Source organism: Paenisporosarcina sp. P5_A11 (genome assembly GCF_056400705.1).
This window is the reverse complement of the sequence record NZ_JBFUKT010000025.1, coordinates 1-23,094: the sequence shown is the minus strand read 5'-3', so window position 1 is coordinate 23,094 and position 23,094 is coordinate 1. Positions and strand designations below refer to the sequence as shown.

Below are 23,094 nucleotides of genomic sequence, written 5' to 3'. Positions count from 1 at the left end.
AAGTAGAGTGTCATCAACACATAATAAAAGGCTACCGTTTTATCCGGCAACCTTTATTTTTCACTTTATTTAGATGCGGTCATATCTTTTTTCAACAAAATCAGTTTGGATTTCAGTTGTTGTTGGTTCCATTCAATTGTTTCTTCTGAGACAAAGGCCATTTTTTTACGTTTTGTTAATTTTACTTTGCCATTTATTGCTCTTGTGTAGCCTTCGATCATTGCAGCAATGGCTAATATGACAAGGGCAAAACTGACGGCTGGTCCTAGTGGTAGCCAGGGTGCCCCTTGAAGATATTGGAAGGAGTTACCGAATATGCCTGCCCATTCAAATGAAATCGATTTAGGTGGATCTCCAAACATCGGGTCATAGTCGACGTCTGTTCCTCCTAAAAACAATTGGAGCAATCCTAGATGGGCAAATACAATGAGCGATTCAACCACTTGTTGGCCATAAAGCACCAGCATTTTTTCACGTAGTTGAGGTGTTAGATGGCGTATGATAATGCGTCTGCGACTTGCACCTAATGTTCGTGCAGCCAATATATATTCTTGATGGTACAAAAGATTGGCTTCGTTTCCGATTAATGTGGCAACAATTGGTACCGTTATGAGTGCCATGATAATGACTTGGAAGATGATTCTTTCGTTTATGGTCGTTGAAAATCCTTCCTCAGGCATCCACAGAATCGGTGTTAGTAGGAGGACGGCAAAAATCGTCATTGGAACGTAATGTATTGGATCAATTAGAGCATTTATCCAAGCACGTTGACGCTGAAAATACGTGCCTATTATAAATCCCAAAGGAATGGCAATCAACATACGTAATGCAGCAACAGCCATTGCGGCCAAGATTGTGTACTTTGCCCCTAGCATGATTTTCGCTAACATATCATAACCGAATTGATCTGTTCCAAGGGGATGCATCCAACTTGGAGAAATTGGTGGCCCTTCAACTGCACGTCCGTTTTCCTCAATGAAAAATGTTTGCTTTGGCACATTTCCAAAAATCCATTCAAATACATAGCTTCCACCTAAAAAGAAGGCGACGATGCCAAATCCAATAAGAAATAGAGGTTGTCTCCATACTGATTTCAAAGTGTTGCACCTCCCCTACTCATTCGGCGAATGAAGTACCATTCTCCTAAACTAAATAATAAGAAAACCGGTAAAAAGAAGCTTAGTACGGTGACTAAAAATAATATTCCACTCAAGTTTTCAGACATGTAATACATAATGCCAGGTATATGAAACATTAATTCGAGAATAAAGAGATTTGATAACATAAACCACATTGTTTTTTTCGATTGGAAAAACACACTGATGATCGCATTACGAAATATATGTAAGAATAAGATAAATGCTTTTCCAAATCCTAATGATTTTGCAAGCTCCACATACATTTGAYGTTCTTCAGCTTCAAACGTCAGCATGCTCAATCGATATAGTTGAATCATCGGTAGAATCATTAAACACAAAACTGGCAGCCAGTAGATTTTATCGTCTCCGATAACTGCAATTTTAGATACCAAGACGCCGGTTTGTTGAAAAATAACGACGACTGTCAATTGGGCTAATAAAATAATTAAGATGTCAGGAAATGACTCCAAAAAATAAAAAATCAGTTTAACGTGTGCTCTTGATTTCTCGCTCAATAACATCGTAATAAAAGTTCCAATTAAAGCGATAATAATGGCTGCTGCTAGCGCTAAGAATAGAAGTTGCAATGAATAGCTGATATTTTCAAAGAGTTGCGGAAAGACAGGTACTTGGCGTACTTCTCCTCGTCCGATGTAATAATCGACGCTTAAATCTCGGAAATCCCAAAGCGATTTCATATGAAATTGGAGCGTTTCTATGTATTCTTCCCATAGCAATTCGCCTTTTTGGAATCCAGTAATCAATTGTGGTGCACCACTGATTAACAAGATACTAATCAATGCTACAACGAATTGAACTACCCACTTGAAAAAGCCTTTCATATTTAAAACCTCCTACTGTTCTAAAATTCAGATATTTTGATAATACCATATATCATTTCGTGCAACGAAAAGATTTTATATAATTGTGATGGCATATTACAGAAAGTGCATGGCATTTTAAAGATACTTTTTATGTTTCCGAGCATGCTAATCGCTTTGTGTGGAAGATTTCTTTATACTAAGTTGTAGAAGTTTTGAGTTATGAGGAGGCTATCTAATGGAAGTTGTAAACGTTAAGAAATTGCAGGGATTATTAAATTCCTTTGCTAATAAAGATATTTATCTTCACCTTGAAACGACAAACGGTGCATACGCATCTCACTTTGATGAGACGGTTTTTAATGCAGGTGCATTTATTCGCAATATTGTCATTCAGTACGAACTAGGTAAAGTAGCTGGTGAAAGTCCACATCGCGTGGGCCTAAAATTGCCTCATGGTTGGGTGTATGCTCAAGGAATCACGCATTTTGAGTTGGATGAACATGGCCGCCTTTTGATGGCAGGACACGATCAAACTGGAAAATTAGCGGTGGCACTTCATATTAGCGAAACACCATTTACGTATTAAGAAGGAGGAAATCATATGACTTTAACACAAGAAAGACACGTACTCGTTGTATTTCCTCACCCAGATGACGAAGCATTTGGCGTTTCCGGTACCATCTCCATGTATATCAAACAGGGAACTCCGGTTACATATGCTTGTTTAACATTAGGCGAGATGGGACGTAATTTAGGAAATCCACCTTTTGCGACGCGTGAGTCTTTACCACATATCCGTAAAGATGAATTGATTGCTTCCGCACAAGCGATGGGCTTGACCGATTTACGCATGATGGGTTTGCGGGATAAAACTGTAGAGTTTGAAGATGATGAAAAAATGGTTCAAATGATGACGAAGCTGATTGAAGAAACGAACCCATCACTCATCATTACGTTTTATCCGAACTACGCAGTGCATCCAGATCATGAAGCGACGGCTCGTGCGGTCGTACGTGCTGTTCGCCGTATGGATGAGAATCTGCGTCCGAAATTGTATGCGGTAGCGTTTGCAAATAATACAAAGGATGATCTTGGAGAACCTGATGTCGTTCATGATATTCAGGAAGTACGAGATCAAAAGATGGGCGCAATGCGTGCTCATATTTCACAAACGGCTTGGATGTTAGCTGAAATGGATAAACGTTTAGCTGAAGGAGAACCTGAAGCTGAGAACTGGTTTACCTATGAGCGGTTCTATAATTACCGCTGGCATGAAGATTTTGAAGAAACATTCTAACTCTACAAGTATTTCCTAATGAAATCCTGGAGATTCCACATAATATGGGTCTTTCAGGATTTTTACTGTTTAAGTTGTGGAATAATAAGGAATAAATACAAATGTGGACTTTTTGGGCTTCGGCAAGTATCATTACTAGAGAAGTTGAATAATTATACATCTTAGGAGGACTCATTTTTGAAGAAGTTTTCACTTTCCACATGGTTATTGTTTCTAATACCTTCAATTATTGGAATATTATTATTCATGATTCCATTCAAAATCGAGGGCGAATGGAAAATACCTGTGGCGATTTTAGCTAACATAGTTGCAGGTTTTGTTGAACCCATTATGCCATGGACTGTAACGATTGTTATGTTCTTAGCTGCACTTGGTTCAATCATCTACCAGTTCATGAAAGATTCAAACCCCGAAGATCAAACATTTTTCGAAAAGTTATTCCAAGTCAACTGGTTTTGGACTATTGTGCGTGTTGTAGGTGCAATATTTGCTGTTATGGTTGTAGCAAATATCGGTCCTGAAGCCGTGCGTAGTGGAGATACCGGTGGATTATTACTTTCCCCAACTGGTWTATTGTCGTTCTTATTCACCATTTTCTTATTTGCAGGACTTCTTTTACCTCTACTCTTAAACTTCGGATTACTTGAGTTCTTTGGTACCATGATGGTAAAAATAATGCGTCCTCTATTCAAATTACCTGGCCGTTCTTCGATTGACGCGCTTGCTTCTTGGATTGGCGATGGCACAATTGGTGTTTTATTGACAAGTAAGCAGTATGAAGATGGTTTTTATACGAAAAAAGAAGCAGCAATCATTGGAACTACGTTCTCAGTGGTGTCGATTACTTTCTCGATTGTCGTTCTTGAAGAGCTTGGACTGGGTAGCTATTTCATTCCATATTATGCGACAGTTCTTGGAGCTGGAGTTGTTTTGGCATTCATCATGCCTCGAATTTACCCTTTATCACGCAAACCTGAAGAATACGTAGATGGACGTCCATACGATGAGCATGCAGAAACATTGCCTGAGGGCTATAATGTTGTAAGTCATGGGCTGGAAAACGCTTTGACAACGGCAGATAAAAACCGTTCATTCACTAAATTCATGTCCGACGGCTTAAAAAACGTATTGGATATGTGGATGGGTGTTGCACCAGTCGTGATGGCATTTGGTACGATTGCGTTGATGCTTGCGACTTATACAGATATATTTGTTTGGTTAGGCAAACCGTTCGAACCGTTATTAATGGTTCTTGGTGTTCCCGAAGCTGCAGAAGCTGCACAAACAATGGTCGTTGGTTTTGCAGACATGTTCCTCCCTGCTATTTTGGGTGGACAAATCATTGAATCTGATATGACACGTTTTGTAATTGCAGCAACGTCGGTTACACAACTGATTTACATGTCTGAGGTTGGTGGATTGTTACTTGGTTCAAAAATCCCGGTAAACTTCTTAGACTTATTAATAATTTTCATATTACGTACAGTAATTGCTTTACCAATTATCGCTGGTGTTGCACATTTATTGTTCTAATTAGATAAATGTAAAATGCCATTTTAGCCCGCCGTGAGGTGTACCACTCTATTCTGAAGCGGAATTGCGAGCTGGCGTTTTGAGTTAGACATAAAGAAATCGATACTAAACAATTTAAAAAAGCTGTCCCTATTGCCGCAATGATGCGACTTTAGAGACAGCTTTTTATCATGCACTATAGATTTTGGCCAAATCATTTCGTAGTGATGCTTTCAAAAACTTACCGACGGAGGTTTTTGGAATTTCATTTAAGAACACCACATCATCCGGTACCCACCACTTGGCAAATTGATCTTCTAAGTAAGATAGTAAATCTTCTTTCGTCACTTGGTTTTCGTAGCCTTGGGGTTTGCATCATGCCAATCCATCTCCTTTTATTCGTTTCAAAATTGAATACGTTGCCAAATCAACACTTTAAAGAAACGAGATTCCCTCTGTTTGCAAAATGCGGATGCTGACTGAGCTCCGCTGGCCGCAAAACAGGTGTTAAACAAAAATCAGTTTCTAGTGAAATTTGGTACCATTCTTCCCAGGTACGTGATGCGAAAAGTTCTGTTATTTTCTGATGTTCCTTACTTTCAGTGCGTTCAAATTGATAAGAAATCCAATCAGGACGTTTGGCAAATAAGCAAAAATTTGTCCAAAATTTTGGCTCTAGCGCAGCTAAAGCTACATAACGCCCATCCTTTGTTTCATAAATATTGTACGAAACATAAGATCCATCTATTTCAGGAATACCATCACCTGATATGCCAGAAATCAAATATTCCAGATTAGTTCCTTGGAAAGTTGCCATTGCATCTGCAATAGCAACTTGTATTTGCGAACCTTCCCCCGTTCGAAAACGTTGAACTAGTGCCGCTAATATGGCTTCACTCACCGCAAATCCTCCTGCATAGTCCGCCAATGTATTTTTTGGAACTATTGGTTTCCCCTTACTGTCTGCTATCTGTGAAAGAACACCTGATAAAGCAAGATAGTTCAAGTCGTGACTACCAAAATTCGCAAGAGGACCGTCCACTCCATATCCTGTTATTGAGCAGTACACAATTGATGGGTTTATTTCTTTCACTTTTTTATAACCAAATCCAAGTCGGTCCATTACACCTGGTCTGAACGATTCTAGCAAAACATCTGCATGTTTAATATGTTGTACAAGCTCCGCTTTACCATGTTCAGTTTTCAAATCCAGTTTGAGAATATCTTTCCCCCGATTATTCGCGCGATGAACTGCCCCACCACTCATGGAAAACGCTGGATCTCCTCCTGGCGGTTCAATTTTCACTACTTCCGCTCCCATTTCGGCAAGACGCATTGTTGAAAAAGGCCCAGGCAAGTAATACGTAATATCTAACACGCGAATTTTTTCCAATGGTTTCATACTTAACAACTCCATTTTCATTACGGATCCAGTCTTATACAATTCAATCGACCAATGGAGACCAATTGACCCTACTCAACTCGTAATCTTTCATTTTATTTAAGCCATTGTTAAGCCATCTCGCACCACTTAATCAAGTTACGACTTCCTGATTAAATGATTCACGTAATTGGTATTTCAGAATTTTTCCTGAAGCATTTCTCGGCAATACATCTGAGTAAAAGAACTTTTTCGGTATTTTATAACCAGCTAGTCGATCTTTACAATAACGCTGGACTTCTTCTTCATCAATTGGTTCTCCATTTTTAGAAACGATGATAGCTGCAACCGTTTCTCCCCATTTCTCGTCAGGCACGCCAATTGTAGCAGCTTCCAAGACTAGCGGATGACTATTTAGAACTTGTTCAACTTCAACTGAGTAAACATTTTCCCCACCTGATATTATCATGTCTTTTTTACGATCCACGATGGTGATATAGCCATCCTCATCAATTGTTGCTAAGTCACCAGTTAATAACCATCCATCCGAAAAGGTCTGTTGAGTCTCTTCTGGTTTGCGGTAATATTCTTTCATTATCGTTTCGCCTTTAATCACAAACTCCCCTGTTTCYCCAGGTTGCACATCTTCCATCTGTTCATTAACAACTCTAATATTCGTAAAGAACATCGCTGTTCCACCTGCACCAAGTTTCGTTTTATGATCTTCTGGAGACAAGAATACTCCTCCTGGTCCCGCTTCTGTTAAGCCACATAAATTGTAAAATTGATCAGTTCCGAATAGTTCCATAGACTGTTCCACTAGTGCAGGTGCCATTGGAGCTGCTCCGTAGCCGCATGTTCGAATGGAGGACAAATTGTATATGTCCCTATTCGGTACTTGTAGCATCGCATTGTACATTGCGGGCACGCCAAAGAATATTGTAATTCCATGATCTTGGATTGTTTGCAAAGTGGTGACTGGATGAAAATCCCGATGAATAATACTTGAAGCACCCAACATGATTGCGCTTGTAAAGAATAAGTTTAATTGAGCGGAATGGAATAAAGGCGCGACATGGAGTAATTTATCCTCTGCATTAAGACGTTTTAACATAATGAAAGCCATGTTCACATTGATTATTCGCTGATGGTCAAATAATGCTCCTTTTGGTTTCCCCGTTGTGCCTGATGTATATAAAATTTCTGCATTATCTGTATTTAACACAACATTATTCGGCTCACTTGCATCTTCACTGATTACTGTATTCCATGAGAGGTGGCTTTCATAAGAAGCTGATGAGTGAACAATGATATGTTTCAATTCATTCAATCCTTCGCTAGCCTTTGTCACGGTCTCTTCAAATTCAGTATCACAAAATAACGCTACACAATCTGACTGTTCAAGAATATAATGTGTTTCCATTGCTGTAAGACGGAAATTAATTGGTACAACGGTCAATCCTGTTTTCCAAATCGCATATAGGGCAATTGCAAAATAATCGGAATTCTTCATGAAGAGTCCAACCTTGTCACCCTTTTTCAAACCTAGTGCACTCAAGCCATTTGAAAGGCGGTTAACTTCTAGATTAAACTCTTTGTACGAGTAAGTTCTGCTTTCACATGTAATACACATTTTGTCAGGATGTCTGTTCGCGTTAATTGTTAGTGAAGTAGCAAGATTCATCTTTTATCCCCCTTGACTTTTAAACTTATTAACTTTTCTGAATATAACAAGTTTTCTCATAATAGTATTGTACAAAAAACAAGTTGGTAGCGCTATCATAATTTTAGGGAAATTTTAGTAAAAAAACATTAAGGCATTTTAATAGAAAAAACTAGACAAAAAAGCTGACACTTCCTGTTAAAGGATGTGTCAGCTTTTGAAGGTTTTTTATTTATTATTAGCAAGCTTGTCTAGCATATCTTTTGTCATTGAATCTAAATCGTATTGTGCCTTGAAGCCCCATTCATTCTTAGCAGCGGTTGCATCAATCGAATCTGGCCAACTGTTAGCAATTTCTTGTCGAATTGGATCTACGTCATATGATAATTCAAAGTTTGGAATGTGTTTGCGAATTGAAGCAGCAATTTGTTCAGGTTCAAAGCTCATTGCCGTTACATTGAAAGCATTTCGATGTTCAAGTTTAGAGGCATCTGCTTCCATTAAGTCAACGATAGCTTGTAATGCATCTGGCATATACATCATATCCATATAGGTTCCTTGCTCAATGTAAGATGTGTATTTCCCTGTTTCCAAAGCTTTGTAATAAATGTCTACCGCATAATCCGTTGTTCCGCCACCTGGTGGCGTTACGTACGAAATAAGACCTGGAAAACGAACACCACGTGTGTCTACTCCGAATTTTTGGTAATAATAATCACATAACAATTCACCTGCAACTTTATTTACACCATACATTGTGGTTGGACGTTGTAACGTATCTTGAGGCGTATTTTTTTTCGGTGTTGATGGACCAAATGCACCGATTGAACTTGGTGTAAAGAACTGAAGTCCTAAATCGCGTGACGTTTCAAGCGCATTAACTAATCCACCCATGTTAAGGTTCCATGCAAGTAAAGGTTTTGCTTCAGCTGTTGCAGAAAGTAATGCAGCCATATGCATCATCGTATCTGCTCCGAAGTCTTTTGCAAGTGTATGCATGCGTTCTGCATCCATAACATCTAGTAATTCAAATGGGCCACTTTCAATAACAGGTGAGTCCGTTTTGCGAATATCTGTCGCTAAAACGTTATCCGCACCATATATACTACGTAATTTCACAATTAATTCTGATCCAATTTGACCTAAAGCACCAGTAATAATAATTTTTTTCATATAATTTCCTCCTCTTCACTTGAACATTTGTATTTCTGAGAAACACAAAATATTGCGATAAAACATTGATTTATAAGACTTTAACCAGTATTCATTATAGTGTGTTCATTGTGAAAGTACAATACGTTTAAAGTTAGAGTCTTTGAATATGATCGATAACGCTTTAATTTCCAACGGATTAAAAACAGACATTCCTTTAGTGGACTATTTTGTTATACTGAAGAAAAAAAGGACTAATTAAATGATGAATATCTTACGATTAAGCATTACCTATGTTTTAGCCTTTATTTTAGCCACGTTTTTATTTTTTTTGCAATTCCCATTTTGGTTCGTTATTTTAACTATTTTAGTTTTCCTATTAGCATTTGTTGTTCTTCCTCAAATATTCACTGTGTATCGATCGAATAATGAAAAATCAATTGAAAAATACTTGATTGCTAATAAAAATAGGCCACTATTTGCTTATCCACTTGCCCTGGCTCACGGCAATGATGTCGAAGTAGAAGAGAGTTTACGGATAATCCTAGCGAAGTACAAACAACCATACATGCAAAATGTCTATAAAACCATTTTGGCTTTGCATTTAAAAAATATTGATGCGGCGGATACATACGCTCAACAGATTGATAGTGAACTCTTGAAATCATATTACGCTGCATATATCGCTGCAAAAAAAGGCGACTTTGACGAAGCTAAACGATATGAAGAAAATATTAGTGTTGACTGGATGATTCACGCATTGCACGCACTTTATGCTAATGAACAAGGAAATGAAGAAACGTTTACTATCGAATCCCAAAAAGCGATAGACGGATCGCGTGGCGTTCAAAAGTATATTGTGATTCATTCCTTAAAATATGTATAACCTAAATTGAACCACGCGTAAGTTCGCGTGGTTTTTTTGTTGAACAATTAGAAGGTATGTTAGTTGACACGAAACGCTATTTTATGTGAAGGCACTCAGCACAATAAAAAACCTCGACGCATCGGTTCTCGTCGAGGTCTCATAAGTTCTTAACATCTTAAATTCTTTTTCTTTTTAGGTTCGCCCCGTGAAAGTACTTTTTCAATGTAGTCAAAAGCAAGTGGTACTTTGCATGCCGTCCCACCCATATCCACATGCACTTTGCCAATTTCTTGTGCAACTCGTTGTGCATCTTCTCTTAACGTTGGAACATGTACACCTGTACCAATGACAAAAGCGTTCATATCGTAGCGTACACGKTTTGGTGCTTGGTGAATACCGACTCGCACTTGTTCCAATAATTGAGCGACTTCCTGCAAATCCAACTCATCTGCCCCAGCATAGCCAAAATAGTTCGTATACGTACTCCATCCAGCACATGCAATCATTTCTTCATCAGATTGCATCCATTCACGCGCTAGCTCTAGCGCAAACGGGCTTTCCGCTGCTACCCATGCGACAGTATATTCGGAAAGCATATACCAGTATGCTTCTTTTACCCATGACTGCAACTGTTCTTTTGTCATCAACTTTGGATCAATAGCTAAACCGGCCAAATACATCGCATCTGAATTCCCAGAATCGTATAGTTTCAATGCTAATGCTTGATCTTTTTTCACATACTTCAAAATCTTTTTCATATCTCCCACTTTAACTCCATAAAACTCTCGTGTTGCCCCGTGTTTGATAAATGTATTTCGCGTTTGTTCAGAACCAACTTCTTCTAAATATTTCATCACTTCTTCATAAGTCACATGCTCAGCTCCCTCAAACAAGTGTATGTACGGATATTCATAACTTTCAATATAAGTTTATAGAGAAAAACACTCGAATGCTTTTACACATACGAGTGTTTAAAAACTGCTTTACTTGATTACGCCAAGTTCTTTGCCGACTTTTTCATAAATAACGATTGCTTCATCCAACATTTCTTTTGTATGATCTGCAGTTGGCATGTTACGAACACGGCCTGTCCCTTTTTGTACAGTTGGGAAGACGATCGCTTTCGCATAGACACCTTCTTCAAATAGACGTTTCGAAAATTGCTGAGTTAGTATTTCATCCCCAATGATACAAGGAGTGATAGGTGTTTCTGATGCACCAATATCGAATCCTAATTTCTTCAGACCAGCTTTCAAATAATCGCCATTATCCCACAGTTTATCGTGAAGTTCTGTTGAGTCCATAATCATTTGAAGTGCTGCCGTAATTGCAGCAACATCACCAGGTGGTACTGCCGTTGAAAATAAAAACGGACGTGAACGAACTTTTAACCAGTCAATTAACGCTTGTTTACCCGCCACATATCCTCCAACAACACCTACTGCTTTGGAAAGTGTGCCCATTTGGAAGTCGATATCTTTTTCTAATCCAAAATGTTTTACTGTGCCTTTTCCTTTACCAGTAACACCCGATCCATGAGCGTCATCTACATACGTAATCAAATCAAATTCTTTCGCGATTTGTACGATTTCAGGTAACTTCGCAATATCTCCATCCATAGAGAATACGCCGTCTGTAATAATCATGACTTTATTATATAGACCTGATTCTTGTGCAGCTTTAGCCTTTTCACGCAAATCGTCCATATCAGAGTGTTTAAAAGCAATAATTTTTGCTTTAGATAAGCGGCATCCATCTATAATCGATGCATGGTTTAATTGATCCGACAGAATTGCATCATTTTTATCCATAACTGCAGAAATTGCTGCCATGTTGCAATTAAATCCTGATTGATATGAAATGGCTGCTTCTGTACCTTTAAACTCAGCAAGTTTTTCTTCTAATTTCACATGTAAATCAAGTGTCCCGTTAATTGAACGAACCGCGCCAGCTCCAACTCCGTATTTATCGATTGTTTCTTTTGCAATACGTTTGAGTTCTTCGTTTGTTGCTAAACCTAAATAATTGTTTGAAGATAAATTGATCAGTTCTTTTCCACGGACTTGTATTTTCGCCCCGTTTGGTCCTTCAACTGGATCAACTACATTGTATAAACCTTGATCCTTTAGTTCCTGTAAGTTTTCTTGTAAAAATGCATCTAGTACGTTTGACAAATTCATCTTCCTCTCAAGCGAATTTATGTGCCACTTCCATATCATTGGCTAAACGCTGTTGTTATATAATCTTTTCCATTTTAACATAAGACATTCAATGAATGAATGGAGAAAAGCGTAATGCAAGGAAGATAAGTAAAAATCCAATCTGGTAAATACAAAAAGCGGACTCAATTTGAGCCCGCTCTCTATTTATTCGTTTTTTCGTAAGTGAAGAGATTCATTGTCACACTACTTAAAAACGGAAGAATTATCTATCTTTTGAAACAGATCAATCTCGATTTCCTGCCACTTATAGTTATTTACACATGTATCTAGAGTCTCTCTTATCGTCTCGTCATCGGTACAATACACTTGTAAATATTCCGTTGCGTGGACAATTTCTTCTTTATAACGTGTAATTATTCCCTCTACAAGGAGTCCCTCTTCTTCATTCAAATCTCGAAATTTTTTCACATCGAAAATTTCGTCCCCCGAGCGATCTGGCTCGTATTCATGCGGACTTGTGCTATCAAAAAGAATGGTTTGTAGTTCAGGTAACCATACATAATCAATACTGTTGCAGTCAAGTCCACACCAGCCCCATTGTGTATCAAGACCTAAACCTTCCGCATGTTCACCAAATCGTTTCATCAATGTTGATTTTCCACTACCAGGATAGCCTTTGATAAATATACGTCTTTTAACCCTTTTAGTGAGTGAGTCGAAATAATCTTTTGGACCTTCTGGCGTTAAAGTCCCCATTAATCGATGTGTTCTATGGGAAGGTTTATTAAATTTTAGTGTAGTGAATGTGTCATTGAACAGAGATTCCGCTTGTGCATCAAACCCGGTCCAATCCATTCCACTGACGTAAGGTACTTCCCATTCATCATGAATGTTTTTTGCATTTGTTAAGGTTTGTAAAGCTTTGCCTAACCACTGTTCACTGTGCAACGTTTTCTCTCGTAAAAATCCACCATGCTCGCGTAATTTTTGTTCATCATAAGCTTCATAAAAAGAGATAACATGGTGGGTGCTACCATAATATTTCGGTTCGAATGATACTGGATGGGAAGCTTGAATAAATAATGTACGGTTACTTTTCACATAGGTAGCTTCAATTACATCTACATGCAAAGGATCATAAAACCATTCAATATCATAGCCCTTTTTCACATAATGGTAACCAACTTGTCTAAATAAGTCAGATAATTTAAATGTAGGTGGGGATTTAATAAAGTACACTTTTCGTGCTTCATTAATCAATTCGTTATATATATTTTTCTCCCCTTGTCCTGTAAAAGCTCGGCCAAATTGATGCGTTATAGTTCCGTTCATGTAATCATCCCTTTCAATGTGTAGACTGAATCTACTATATGAAAGAGAGTGTAAAAACATGAATTTTAAAGAAGAGTGTCAGCCGTTAATTTCGCAATCCAATTTCTTGAAATATTCAAGGTGAAATGAACGATATAACCGAGTGTTAAAGCAATTATTATTGTCCCAATACCCACTGGTCCTCCAAGAAGCCATCCAATAATCGCGACCACTATTTCAAGTAACGTACGCACTCGTTTCACGGTCCATCCCGTCTTTTCAATAAGAATGAGCATGAGTGAATCCCGAGGTCCTGCTCCAATATTTGATGCAATATACATTCCAACACCAAATCCCATTACCCCTACTCCACTAATAAAACATATGGTTTGCACAACGGGATGTGATACAACTGGCAATAGCCATAACCACATATCCGTAAAAACACCTACTAAAATCATATTTAGCCATGTGCCAATAAGTGGCCATCTTTTTGAATACAGTGCTGTACCAATCACAATTAATAACCCACTCCCAATTGACCACATTCCAATAGTTAATCCGAAGTTTTGGAACAATCCTACATGTAATACATCCCAAGGTGCTATCCCTAATAATTTCCCTCTAATCGTCAATGCTATTCCAAGTGCTAAGAGCATCATTCCACCAATAAAAAAACTCCAACGTATGTAAAGATTTTTAGTCATTAAAATTACACCTTCTTTCCACAAAAAATCCACTCATGCAAAGCATGAATGGATTTGAATACTTTGTTTATAGTATCACAGTCAGATATTTTTCGTATATCGAAATTTAGTCCTGTTTTGTTAGCGCATCAAAAACACCATTTGTACATGACACTAAATCATTTGGCTTTAGATGAATTTGCATGCCAATTTTCCCGGCGCTTACAATCATCGTATTAAGCTCTTTTGCTGAGTCGTCAATAAATGTCGGAAACAACTTCTTCATGCCAAGTGGAGAACATCCTCCACGTATATAGCCTGTTAACCCGAGTATATCTTTTACAGCAATCATCTCAATCTTCTTTTCTCCGGCCGCTTTCGCCGCGGACTTTAAATTCAATTCTTTTGCAACAGGCACTAAAAAAACAAATACTTTCCCTGGTCCCGCAGTTGCGACTAGTGTTTTAAACACTATTTCAACAGGTTGTTGTATTTTATTCGCAACAGAAATGCCATCGATTTGCCCGTCAGACACTTCATACTCATGCARATCATAACTAACTTTTAGTTGATCGAGCAAGCGCACTGCGTTCGTTTTAGCTGGTTTAGCCGACTTTGCCATAGACATTCCCTCATTTCATTAAAAAAGACCCTAACTACTTAAACCTCAAATGTGGAGGCAGACTGTAGACCTTGATAGGCGAACATTTCGTATTTCTGACTCCATGAAGTGGCAAGCGGGTTAGAGCATGGAGCTAGTCAGATTCCTATATTATAAAGAGGTTAAATATGGATAATATCATATACTTTAAAAATGGCGGAAGTCAATAACGTTCTCTACAACTCCCATTCTGAATTGAGCTATTAAGTCTTCTGATAAATCATAAGGTGAAAAACCTAAAACAAGGTGCCACTCATTTAGAGTGGCACCCTTGTTTTTTAGTTAAAACGTTTCTTTAATTCTTCTAAAGTCATTTCACCAATTTTTTCAACTGGTTTAGTATCTGTGTGTACATAAGGATTTGAAGTCATAAAATTCTTTTCAACATAGTTGAAGTCAGTAATATCTACAACTCCATCTTTGTTAAGATCTTCTTTTAATTTGACCCCTGTCTCACCTGCTTTATTTGCAACAAATTTCGCATCATAAATGTCGATAACGTTATCTCCATTGATATCCCCAGCTGCTGCAGTATCCGTATACAAATTATAGTAGATTCCTTGTGCTTCTCCATCTACTGTTTTACTTAATTTTATATTTTTACGATATTCGAGATGTCCTGGTATATTGACTACTACAGTTTTTGTATTAATACTGATAAATATTATTTTCTATTGATTGCCTGGTTATCCTGCTTCTTTTGAAATCTTCAGTGACCAAGAAATAATAGTATAGTGCTATCTCTAACGTTCCTGGCTTGGCAAGAATACAAGTAGGTGAAATAGGATCATATAGACTACTTGCTAACAAGGTATTCCAAAAACCTATAAAACATCTTTAATCCTTATTCATTAATTTTTTCAATGCTTCAGCCATTGCTGTATTTTGTGGCTCATCTTGTTGTTTCAAGAATTTCTGTACATCTTTCTTATTGGCTTTTGCTCCACCTGAAGATTCACGACGTTTTTCAAAGGCTGACAATTTTTCTCGATGACCACATTTACAAACAAACAGTTTGCCATCTCCTTCACCACGCATTTCCATCCGTTTGTGACACACTGGACAACGTGCATTGGTTTGCATGGACACCGATTTTTTGTAGCCACATTCACGATCTTGACAGACAAGCATTTTCCCGCGCTTGCCGTTTACTTCGAGTAAATTCTTCCCACACGTCGGGCAAGTTTTCCCTGTAACGTTATCATGCTTAAACTTTTGGTCACTTTGTTTAATTTGAGATACAACTGTTTTCGAAAATGTAACCATATCTTTCATAAAATGTTCTTTTTTCAGAGTACCTTTAGCAATTTTCGTTAATTTTTGTTCCCACTCTCCAGTTAAGGAAGGCGACTTCAAATCTTCCGGGACCAATTCTAAAAGCTGTCTTCCTTTAGAAGTTGTATGAATATCTTTGCCTTTCTTTTCAATGACAAAGCTATTAAATAACTTTTCGATAATATCGGCACGTGTAGCCACAGTTCCAAGTCCGCCCGTTTCTACAGCCATTTGGATGATTTCTTTAGATTCTCCTGCCATAAATGACGAAGGATTTTCCATCGCTGCTAATAATGTTCCTTCATTGAAACGTGCAGGAGGTTTGGTTTCGCCTTGTGTCATAGTGATGGCATGAATTTCAATTTTGTCTCCTTTTTGAATGGCTGGCAAAGTACTTTCGGATGACTCCACTTTATCTTGTTGGTAGACTCGCTTCCAACCTTTATCACGTACAGTCTTTCCTTTTGCAGTGAAATTTTCTCCACCAACTACAAGTGTTATGACAGTTTGGTCAAAAGCGTGAGGTGGTAAAAAGACTGCCAAAAATCGTTTAACTATCATGTCATATAATTTACGTTCTTTATCAGATAAGTTCTGTAATACTGGTGATTCTTCCGTTGGGATAATCGCATGGTGATCACTAACTCGTGCATCATCAATAACACCTTTTTGAGGTTGTATATTGTTTGAACGCAAAATGCTGTTTGCTACTGCTCGATAAGGCTGCAAATCGACGGCCTTAATACGGTCAATTAACGTCGACTTCATATCACTTGATAAATGTTTCGAGTCAGTACGCGGATAGGTCACCACTTTATGACGTTCGTATAAACCTTGTAGGGTTGATAATGTTTCTTTTGCTGACCATCCAAACAGACGATGCCCCTCTTTTTGAAGTTCCGTCAAATCAAATAATGGAGGCGCAGGTTGTTTCTTTGGTGTGGTTTGAACCGATGAAATTATTCCTTCTTTATTAACGTCTAGTTTTTCAAGCACTTTCTCCACTTGCTCTTTATTAAAATTATTCGTTTGGTTGTTCGCACCAAATGACCAAGTATATGTTACTTCTTTTGTTATGGCCTGTAAGCCATAAAAAGATTTAGATGTAAAATCACGAATCTGCTGCTCACGTGCTGCAATCATTGCTAATGTAGGCGTTTGAACACGTCCTGTTGATAATTGAGCGTTATATTTCACAGTCAATGCACGGGTCGCGTTAATGCCTACCACCCAGTCCGCTTCTGCTCTTGCAACAGCCGCTTCAAATAAATGTTCATAGGCACGTCCGTCTTTAAGTTCACGGAAGCCTTTCTGAATAGCTTGGTCAGTAACGGAGGATATCCACAATCGCTTGATGGGTTTCTTAGCTTTCGCTTTGTCTAAAATCCATCGGGCAACAAGTTCTCCTTCTCGACCAGCATCAGTTGCGATAATGATTTCATTTACATCCGCTCGATTTAGTTGTGCTTTCACTGCGTTAAATTGTTTCATGGTTTGTTTAATCGGAACGAGTTTAAAAGGCTGAGGCAAAATCGGCAAATCCTCAAGTTTCCATTCCTTATAGCTGTTATCGTATTGTTCAGGATCAGCATGAGTGACTAAGTGACCGAGTGCCCAAGTCACTATATATTGTGTTCCTTCTAAAAAGCCATTTCCTTTTTTGTGACAACCGAGGACGCGAGCAATATCGCGTGCTACGGATGGTTTTTCTGCAAGTACTACTGATTTTGACAAGTTGTCCGCCCCTCTCTTCTGTAAGTTCATTATAACGGAAAGTGACACGATTCTAAAATGAATCGTTGGCATTGTTTAGCTGAGTGATGTCTATGAGCGGATTTTTGTCGACTATGCGCGGTTCTCGGGGTTCTATGATCGTTTCTATGTCGACTACGAGCGGATCTCTGTTGTCTATAAGCGGTTAACAAAAAATGGGGACATCCATCAACGGTGGATGTCCTTAACAAATCAGCTTTTTCTATCTTATGGCGGGACTTGCTATGCGCGGATTTTTGTCATCGACTATGCACGGTTAGCACGTTTCATTGCGCCAATCTCCCTATTTATATAAAATTCCCCATCAAAAAACCACTTCGCAAACTTGTTACGAAGTGGCTAATCATAATCTTAATGTTTATCGATTGTTACTTTTGAAAGATGAGTGCTCATTTCCGCGTATTGCACAAACACTCGTGCGAGTTCACGAAGACGGTCATGCACATCTTCGTCTACAATGACGTTGCCTTCGCCGAAGTGACTGCTAGTCGTATACACATAGTTCGGCGTCACCAGGCAACGGAAGTAATCCAAAATTGGCTTCAATTGATTTTCAATGACTAAATGGTGTTGGAATGTCCCCCCATTTGCGACAATCGATACTGGCTTGTAGCGCATGGTACGTGGATGCAATAAATCAAATGCATTTTTCAAGACACCTGGAATCGATCCTTGGAAGATCGGAGTTGCTAATACGTAACCATCTGCTTCTTCAAACTTATGAACTATTCTCTGCATATCTTCGTTATATTCGCCAAGAGGTCGGCCATCAACAAACTGGTGATTAAAATCAGCAAGTTTCATGATTTCCAGATTCAACTCACTATTTAGTTGTTCAATATATACTTTCACTTGCTCGAGAATGGCTCCTGTTTTAGAACCAATAATTGTCCCATCTATGAGCAAAATTTTCATAATTATCCTCCTTCAAACGCTATCCTTTTATTGTATCAAAAAGAAAAGCTATGGCCTAAGCACCTAGTTCTGAAAGTCTTCAAGTTCATTCTTTCGACTGAGACTGTCTCGAAAGATCTGCTTCGAAGATGAGAACCTCTTAAATCTTATTTTATTTCTTGGATTTCTTCTGATTCATATATAGATACGCTTTTAGATTGCGTTGATAATGCTTTTTGCATCATGGCAAATGCCACTTGCTGTGCTTCGATCGCACGATATTTTTTCAGCGGTCCTATGAAGGATGATTTTAATACCTTCATGAATATAGACCCAAAGCGTTCCCCTAATCGAAATTCCTGACGATCACCCATTAATAAAGATGGTCTAAATATAGAAACTTGAGGAAGTTGCAGTTTAGAAACTTGCTCTTCCATCTTCCCTTTTATGCGATTGTAATAGATTGAGGAGTTTGGATTTGCACCCATTGCTGAAATAACAAGCATATGTTTTGATCCTTGCGCTTGTGCATGTTTCCCCATTTGAACAGGCGCTAGTAAATCAACTTGTTCAAATGCTTCTTTGGATCCAGATTTTTTCATGGTTGAGCCTAAACAGCAAAAGAAATCATCTACCCCTTCAAAATCATTAGTCTTGACTTGGTCTAGATTTTTAATTTTTATTGTTAACTTTGGATGACTATATGATACTGCTTGTCTGACAATGATTGTTACTTTTTCGTAAGCTTCATTATTACAAAGAAACTTGATAAGGTGGGAACCTGTCAGTCCTGTTGCACCTGCTACCAACGCTGTTCTCTTTTCCAAGTTCATCACTCCCTTGTCAAAATCATGTTGCTTTAGCTTACCATATGAATAGGCAAAATCTGAACATTTACTCATACAGTGGGCTTGGTTCCCATACGTTAAATAGAAGATGAAAGGTGGGAATGAAATGAGCAACCAAATTCAGCAAAAAACCATTTTATTTACGATTGGACGTACAGGCTATCCTGTCACGAGATGTATTCAAATTGCTAAATTACTAGCATCTCATCGCATACTATTTGCTGCTTCTGAAAAACAAACATTAGTTCTTCAAAAGCTTGATCAACAGGGGTTTGCCCCTCTTTCATATGTAAGTAAAGCTGATTTGAAGAAATTATTACAAGAACATGAACCCGATGTCGTTATTTCAGATGGTGGTGATACTGACATAGATGAAGGGAAATTATTATCTTCACTTGTCCCGGTCACCTTACATTTTGACGATTTTGGTGAAGGAGGCAAGGCTGCTACAAGAGTGGTTCAATCACTTTACCATGAGGATCGTGAGCAAGTGCCTTCTCATTATGTTATTGGACCATCTGCATTTATTGTGCCTGAAGAATTAGAACCATATGCAAATTCTGGTTTAAAACAGACAACAGCACTTCCACTACCTCATGTCGTGGTGACATTTGCAGATGCAGATGCAGATAATTTATCCTATCGCACACTACGTCATTTATTACATTTACAAATTCCTCTCGCGATTACTGTAGCTCTTCATTCAAGTTACCCACATAGTCGAGATGACCTGAAACTAATGGCTTTAGGACGCAAACAAACACGTATTGTTGATTGTGATGACCCGATTCAACTTATTAGCGAATCTGACTTAGTCATCTGCGATGCAAGCTATACACCTTACCACGTTGCTGTAATAGGAAAACCCTGTATTGTCATTGCAGAAGATGAAAGAGAAGCACAACATGCCTTTCCTAAAGAAGCGAATGGTTTTATTTACTTGGGACTTGGCCGCAAGTTAAAACAATCACATTTGCAAAATGCGGTAATGGAGACCATTCTTCATCCGAACCGTAGTGTACGGGCAATTAAAAAGCAATTATCGTTAAAATTGAGTATGAATAATTTGAACATGCAACGATTTTTAGAAAAAATCATTCAAGAAGAAGCACGTGAAATCACCAAATAACTCAATTCTGTGATACAATGGTTGTTAAAAGAGGAGTTTCTCTTATATGACTTCACAACAGATTAAAGCACAAATTGCTGAATTAAAGATGGATTATATACGTTTGCAAGGCGATATGGAAAAGTTAGAATCAACTGGTCATTCGGCCATGATTGAACAAGCCGAACAACGTTTAGGAAATATGGAACTACAACTCGCAGAACTAAACAAAAAGCTCGCGGCGCTGTAACAGGCCTGCGAGCTTTCTTTATGGAGGAATGGAATCATGGCATTATTGACAGTTGATAATTTAGGTCACACATTTGGTGACCGTACACTATTTAAAGACGTATCATTCCGCCTAATAGAAGGTGAACACGTTGGATTAGTTGGGGCAAACGGCGTTGGTAAATCTACCTTAATGAGCATTATTACAGGTGAAATCATTCATGATTCAGGCAAAGTAGAATGGCTTCCTGGTACTCATTACGGATATTTGGATCAACATACTCGTTTGGAACAAGGTCGTTCGATGCGTGATACATTGCGCGATGCGTTCTTGCCGCTATATAAAAAAGAAGCGGAAATGAATGAAATCACCGGCAAAATGGGTGAAGCAACACCTGAAGAATTGGAAGAATTACTTGAGCAAATGGCGGATATTCAAGATGCACTCGATGCGGGTGACTTCTATACGCTTGATATGAAAATAGAAGAAATCGCTCGTGGGCTGGGTCTGGATGCGATTGGATTGGACCGTCCTGTCTCCGCTCTTTCAGGGGGCCAAAGAACGAAAGTATTGCTAGCAAAACTGCTTCTTGAAAAACCAAAAGTATTGCTGCTGGATGAGCCTACCAACTATCTGGATGAAGAACATATTGGCTGGTTAACGAATTACTTGAAAAATTACCCTCATTGCTTCCTGCTTATTTCGCATGATACGGAATTTATGAACGGGATCGTTGATGTCATTTTCCAACTGGAATTCTCTAAACTGTCCCGCTTCACAGCATCATATGAGAAGTTCCTTGAGCTTGCTGAAATCAACAAACGTCAGCATATCGATGCGTATGAAAAACAACAGGACTTTATTAAGAAACAGGAAGACTTCATTGCCAAAAATAAAGCACGCTATTCCACAACTGGCCGTGCCAAGTCTCGTCAGAAGCAACTGGACCGCATTGAGCGAATCGATCGTCCGGAGACTGCAGCGAAACCTCAATTTGGTTTCAAAGAGTCCCGCAGCCCAAGTCGCTACGTAGTAGAGGCGGAAAACTTACTAATCGGTTATGACAAGCCACTATTGCCGCCGTTATCGTTCTCTATTGAACGCGGTGAAAAAATTGCCCTTGTCGGAATGAACGGTGTTGGTAAATCTACATTGCTTAAAACGATGCTTGGCAAAGTGAATCCACTTGGCGGAAGCGTTAGACGTGGCGATTTCCTATCCATTTCATACTTCGAACAAGAAGTAAGAGCGGACAATGTAACGCCGATTGAAGAGATTTGGAAAACCTATCCGAGTATGGAACAAAGCCAAGTGCGCGCAGCTCTAGCCCGTACCGGTTTGAAAAACGAACATATTTCACGCCCGATGAACAGCTTGAGCGGTGGCGAACAAGCGAAAGTTCGTCTTTGTAAGTTAATGATGGAAGAAAGCAACTGGTTGCTTTTCGATGAGCCGACAAACCATTTGGACATCCACGCGAAAGAAGAACTGAAGCGCGCGATGAGCGAATATAAAGGCACGATCGTATTAGTAAGCCATGAACCTGAATTCTATGAAGGTTTAGTTACGAAAATTTGGAACGTAGAAGACTGGTTCCAAACTGGTGTGCATGTTGACGATTCAAAAAAATAAGTAAAAGAAAAGGTCGCTGAACTTCAGCGGCCTTTATTGTGGATTCCATTAATTTCAAACCCCTTCGCACCAAATGCACAGGGGTTTTAGTAAATTAATAAGTCGTTACTTTAATGGCTTTTTGGAATGTGTAAATCCATCGTTGCCACCATGTGAATTTATCTTGGAATTCTTCGAGGTCAACTGTGTACATCGCATCTTCATTGTTCCAAAGACGTTCGAAGTAATCTTCCATTTCTCCGACAAGTTCGCTGTCATTCGGAGCGATGACACGTAAGTTATTTTCTAAGTTATAATCGTCAAGCGTGCGTTCCGTATAGTTACCTGATCCGCTTGAAATGATAGTATGATCTTCAGATTGAATCCAAATAGCTTTCGTATGATACTGTCCAATTACCGTATTGTACCAACGAACATTTATTTTACCCTTGGAATCTTCCACCATTTCTTGAACAACTGGACGATTCGGCAAGCCGGATTTTTCTTGACCAAATGAATTTTCGTTTGGATCGAGTATCATATTAATTTCTACTCCACGATTTGCCGCATCGATCAGCGCATTCACGATGTCGCGCTTTGCAATGAAGAACATACCTAACCAAATCTTGTCCCCCTCTTTAGTTTCAGCCAAATCAGCTAGTAAAGCATCCAAAATCTTTTTCTCCGTCACATATTGAAC

At 38.7% G+C, this 23,094-nt stretch carries 22 protein-coding genes and 1 pseudogene; 7 read left to right on the top strand and 16 right to left on the bottom strand.

Annotated features, from left to right (window positions below; all coding sequences use genetic code 11):
• Nucleotides 1-65 precede the first annotated feature (65 nt).
• Both AC1DOS_RS06565 and AC1DOS_RS06560 read right to left on the bottom strand, forming a co-directional pair.
• On the bottom strand, nucleotides 66-1,097 hold the full coding sequence (locus AC1DOS_RS06565) for an ABC transporter permease (protein WP_477536848.1): 1,032 nt from the start codon (nucleotides 1,095-1,097) through the stop codon (nucleotides 66-68).
• Nucleotides 1,094-1,981 carry an ABC transporter permease subunit gene (locus AC1DOS_RS06560; protein WP_477536847.1) on the bottom strand — a complete coding sequence of 296 codons (888 nt, stop codon included), beginning with the start codon at nucleotides 1,979-1,981 and terminating at the stop codon, nucleotides 1,094-1,096. The genes AC1DOS_RS06565 and AC1DOS_RS06560 overlap by 4 nt, the downstream gene beginning before the upstream one ends.
• A gap of 217 nt (nucleotides 1,982-2,198) precedes the next feature.
• Here AC1DOS_RS06560 and AC1DOS_RS06555 point away from each other — a divergent pair, with 217 nt between their 5' ends.
• From AC1DOS_RS06555 to AC1DOS_RS06545, 3 genes are all read left to right on the top strand, one after another.
• Nucleotides 2,199-2,549 carry a YojF family protein gene (locus AC1DOS_RS06555; protein WP_477536846.1) on the top strand — a complete coding sequence of 117 codons (351 nt, stop codon included), beginning with the start codon at nucleotides 2,199-2,201 and terminating at the stop codon, nucleotides 2,547-2,549.
• 15 nt (nucleotides 2,550-2,564) lie between these two features.
• Nucleotides 2,565-3,260 (top strand): bacillithiol biosynthesis deacetylase BshB2, encoded by a 696-nt coding sequence (gene bshB2, locus AC1DOS_RS06550; protein ID WP_108586168.1) that lies wholly within the window; start codon nucleotides 2,565-2,567, stop codon nucleotides 3,258-3,260.
• A 177-nt stretch (nucleotides 3,261-3,437) separates the two neighbouring features.
• Nucleotides 3,438-4,793 (top strand): YjiH family protein, encoded by a 1,356-nt coding sequence (locus AC1DOS_RS06545; RefSeq protein WP_477536845.1) that lies wholly within the window; start codon nucleotides 3,438-3,440, stop codon nucleotides 4,791-4,793.
• A gap of 168 nt (nucleotides 4,794-4,961) precedes the next feature.
• Here the strand turns inward: AC1DOS_RS06545 and AC1DOS_RS06540 are convergent.
• The 4 genes and pseudogenes from AC1DOS_RS06540 to AC1DOS_RS06525 form a co-directional block, all read right to left on the bottom strand.
• Nucleotides 4,962-5,123, bottom strand: a pseudogene (locus AC1DOS_RS06540) (AMP-binding enzyme); the annotation flags it as partial.
• Between the two features lie 76 nt (nucleotides 5,124-5,199).
• Complete coding sequence (locus AC1DOS_RS06535; RefSeq protein ID WP_477536844.1) at nucleotides 5,200-6,174, bottom strand: CaiB/BaiF CoA transferase family protein; 975 nt, start codon at nucleotides 6,172-6,174, stop codon at nucleotides 5,200-5,202.
• Nucleotides 6,175-6,307: 133 nt separating this feature from the next.
• Nucleotides 6,308-7,837 (bottom strand): class I adenylate-forming enzyme family protein, encoded by a 1,530-nt coding sequence (locus AC1DOS_RS06530; protein ID WP_477536843.1) that lies wholly within the window; start codon nucleotides 7,835-7,837, stop codon nucleotides 6,308-6,310.
• Between the two features lie 207 nt (nucleotides 7,838-8,044).
• A complete protein-coding gene (locus AC1DOS_RS06525; RefSeq protein WP_477536842.1) occupies nucleotides 8,045-8,989 on the bottom strand; it encodes an L-threonine 3-dehydrogenase in 945 nt (314 codons plus the stop codon).
• A 241-nt stretch (nucleotides 8,990-9,230) separates the two neighbouring features.
• On the opposite strand from AC1DOS_RS06525, the gene AC1DOS_RS06520 reads away from it, so the two are divergent.
• Nucleotides 9,231-9,854 (top strand): hypothetical protein, encoded by a 624-nt coding sequence (locus AC1DOS_RS06520; protein WP_477536841.1) that lies wholly within the window; start codon nucleotides 9,231-9,233, stop codon nucleotides 9,852-9,854.
• A 149-nt stretch (nucleotides 9,855-10,003) separates the two neighbouring features.
• Here AC1DOS_RS06520 and AC1DOS_RS06515 read toward each other — a convergent pair whose 3' ends face one another.
• From AC1DOS_RS06515 to AC1DOS_RS06475, 9 genes are all read right to left on the bottom strand, one after another.
• Nucleotides 10,004-10,708, bottom strand: a complete 705-nt coding sequence (locus AC1DOS_RS06515) for a DNA alkylation repair protein (RefSeq protein ID WP_477536840.1) — start codon at nucleotides 10,706-10,708, stop codon at nucleotides 10,004-10,006.
• A 111-nt stretch (nucleotides 10,709-10,819) separates the two neighbouring features.
• Complete coding sequence (locus AC1DOS_RS06510) at nucleotides 10,820-12,010, bottom strand: glycine C-acetyltransferase (RefSeq protein WP_108586174.1); 1,191 nt, start codon at nucleotides 12,008-12,010, stop codon at nucleotides 10,820-10,822.
• A gap of 231 nt (nucleotides 12,011-12,241) precedes the next feature.
• Entirely contained in the window at nucleotides 12,242-13,330 is a 1,089-nt protein-coding gene (locus AC1DOS_RS06505; RefSeq protein WP_477536839.1) for a hypothetical protein, read from the bottom strand.
• Between the two features lie 65 nt (nucleotides 13,331-13,395).
• Complete coding sequence (locus tag AC1DOS_RS06500; protein WP_477536838.1) at nucleotides 13,396-14,016, bottom strand: YczE/YyaS/YitT family protein; 621 nt, start codon at nucleotides 14,014-14,016, stop codon at nucleotides 13,396-13,398.
• A 106-nt stretch (nucleotides 14,017-14,122) separates the two neighbouring features.
• Complete coding sequence (gene ybaK / locus AC1DOS_RS06495) at nucleotides 14,123-14,617, bottom strand: Cys-tRNA(Pro) deacylase (RefSeq protein ID WP_477536837.1); 495 nt, start codon at nucleotides 14,615-14,617, stop codon at nucleotides 14,123-14,125.
• A gap of 317 nt (nucleotides 14,618-14,934) precedes the next feature.
• Complete coding sequence (locus AC1DOS_RS06490; RefSeq protein WP_477536836.1) at nucleotides 14,935-15,201, bottom strand: dockerin type I domain-containing protein; 267 nt, start codon at nucleotides 15,199-15,201, stop codon at nucleotides 14,935-14,937.
• Between the two features lie 292 nt (nucleotides 15,202-15,493).
• Nucleotides 15,494-17,665, bottom strand: coding sequence for a DNA topoisomerase III (locus AC1DOS_RS06485; RefSeq protein ID WP_477536835.1), 2,172 nt, complete (start codon nucleotides 17,663-17,665; stop codon nucleotides 15,494-15,496).
• A gap of 390 nt (nucleotides 17,666-18,055) precedes the next feature.
• The gene (locus AC1DOS_RS06480) at nucleotides 18,056-18,619 is read right to left on the bottom strand and encodes an NADPH-dependent FMN reductase (protein ID WP_477536834.1); all 564 of its coding nucleotides are present in this window, start codon (nucleotides 18,617-18,619) and stop codon (nucleotides 18,056-18,058) included.
• A 146-nt stretch (nucleotides 18,620-18,765) separates the two neighbouring features.
• Nucleotides 18,766-19,431 (bottom strand): NAD(P)H-binding protein, encoded by a 666-nt coding sequence (locus AC1DOS_RS06475; RefSeq protein WP_477536857.1) that lies wholly within the window; start codon nucleotides 19,429-19,431, stop codon nucleotides 18,766-18,768.
• Nucleotides 19,432-19,552: 121 nt separating this feature from the next.
• Here AC1DOS_RS06475 and AC1DOS_RS06470 point away from each other — a divergent pair, with 121 nt between their 5' ends.
• The 3 genes from AC1DOS_RS06470 to AC1DOS_RS06460 are packed head-to-tail and all read left to right on the top strand — an operon-like array spanning nucleotide 19,553 to nucleotide 22,415.
• Nucleotides 19,553-20,575 (top strand): hypothetical protein, encoded by a 1,023-nt coding sequence (locus AC1DOS_RS06470; RefSeq protein WP_477536833.1) that lies wholly within the window; start codon nucleotides 19,553-19,555, stop codon nucleotides 20,573-20,575.
• 46 nt (nucleotides 20,576-20,621) lie between these two features.
• A complete protein-coding gene (locus AC1DOS_RS06465; protein WP_477536832.1) occupies nucleotides 20,622-20,804 on the top strand; it encodes an SE1832 family protein in 183 nt (60 codons plus the stop codon).
• A 36-nt stretch (nucleotides 20,805-20,840) separates the two neighbouring features.
• Nucleotides 20,841-22,415 carry an ABC-F family ATP-binding cassette domain-containing protein gene (locus tag AC1DOS_RS06460; RefSeq protein WP_477536831.1) on the top strand — a complete coding sequence of 525 codons (1,575 nt, stop codon included), beginning with the start codon at nucleotides 20,841-20,843 and terminating at the stop codon, nucleotides 22,413-22,415.
• A gap of 94 nt (nucleotides 22,416-22,509) precedes the next feature.
• On the opposite strand, the gene AC1DOS_RS06455 is transcribed toward AC1DOS_RS06460, so the two are convergent.
• Nucleotides 22,510-23,094 (bottom strand): phospholipase D-like domain-containing protein (locus AC1DOS_RS06455; RefSeq protein ID WP_477536830.1); only part of this gene is annotated, 585 nt, incomplete at its 5' end.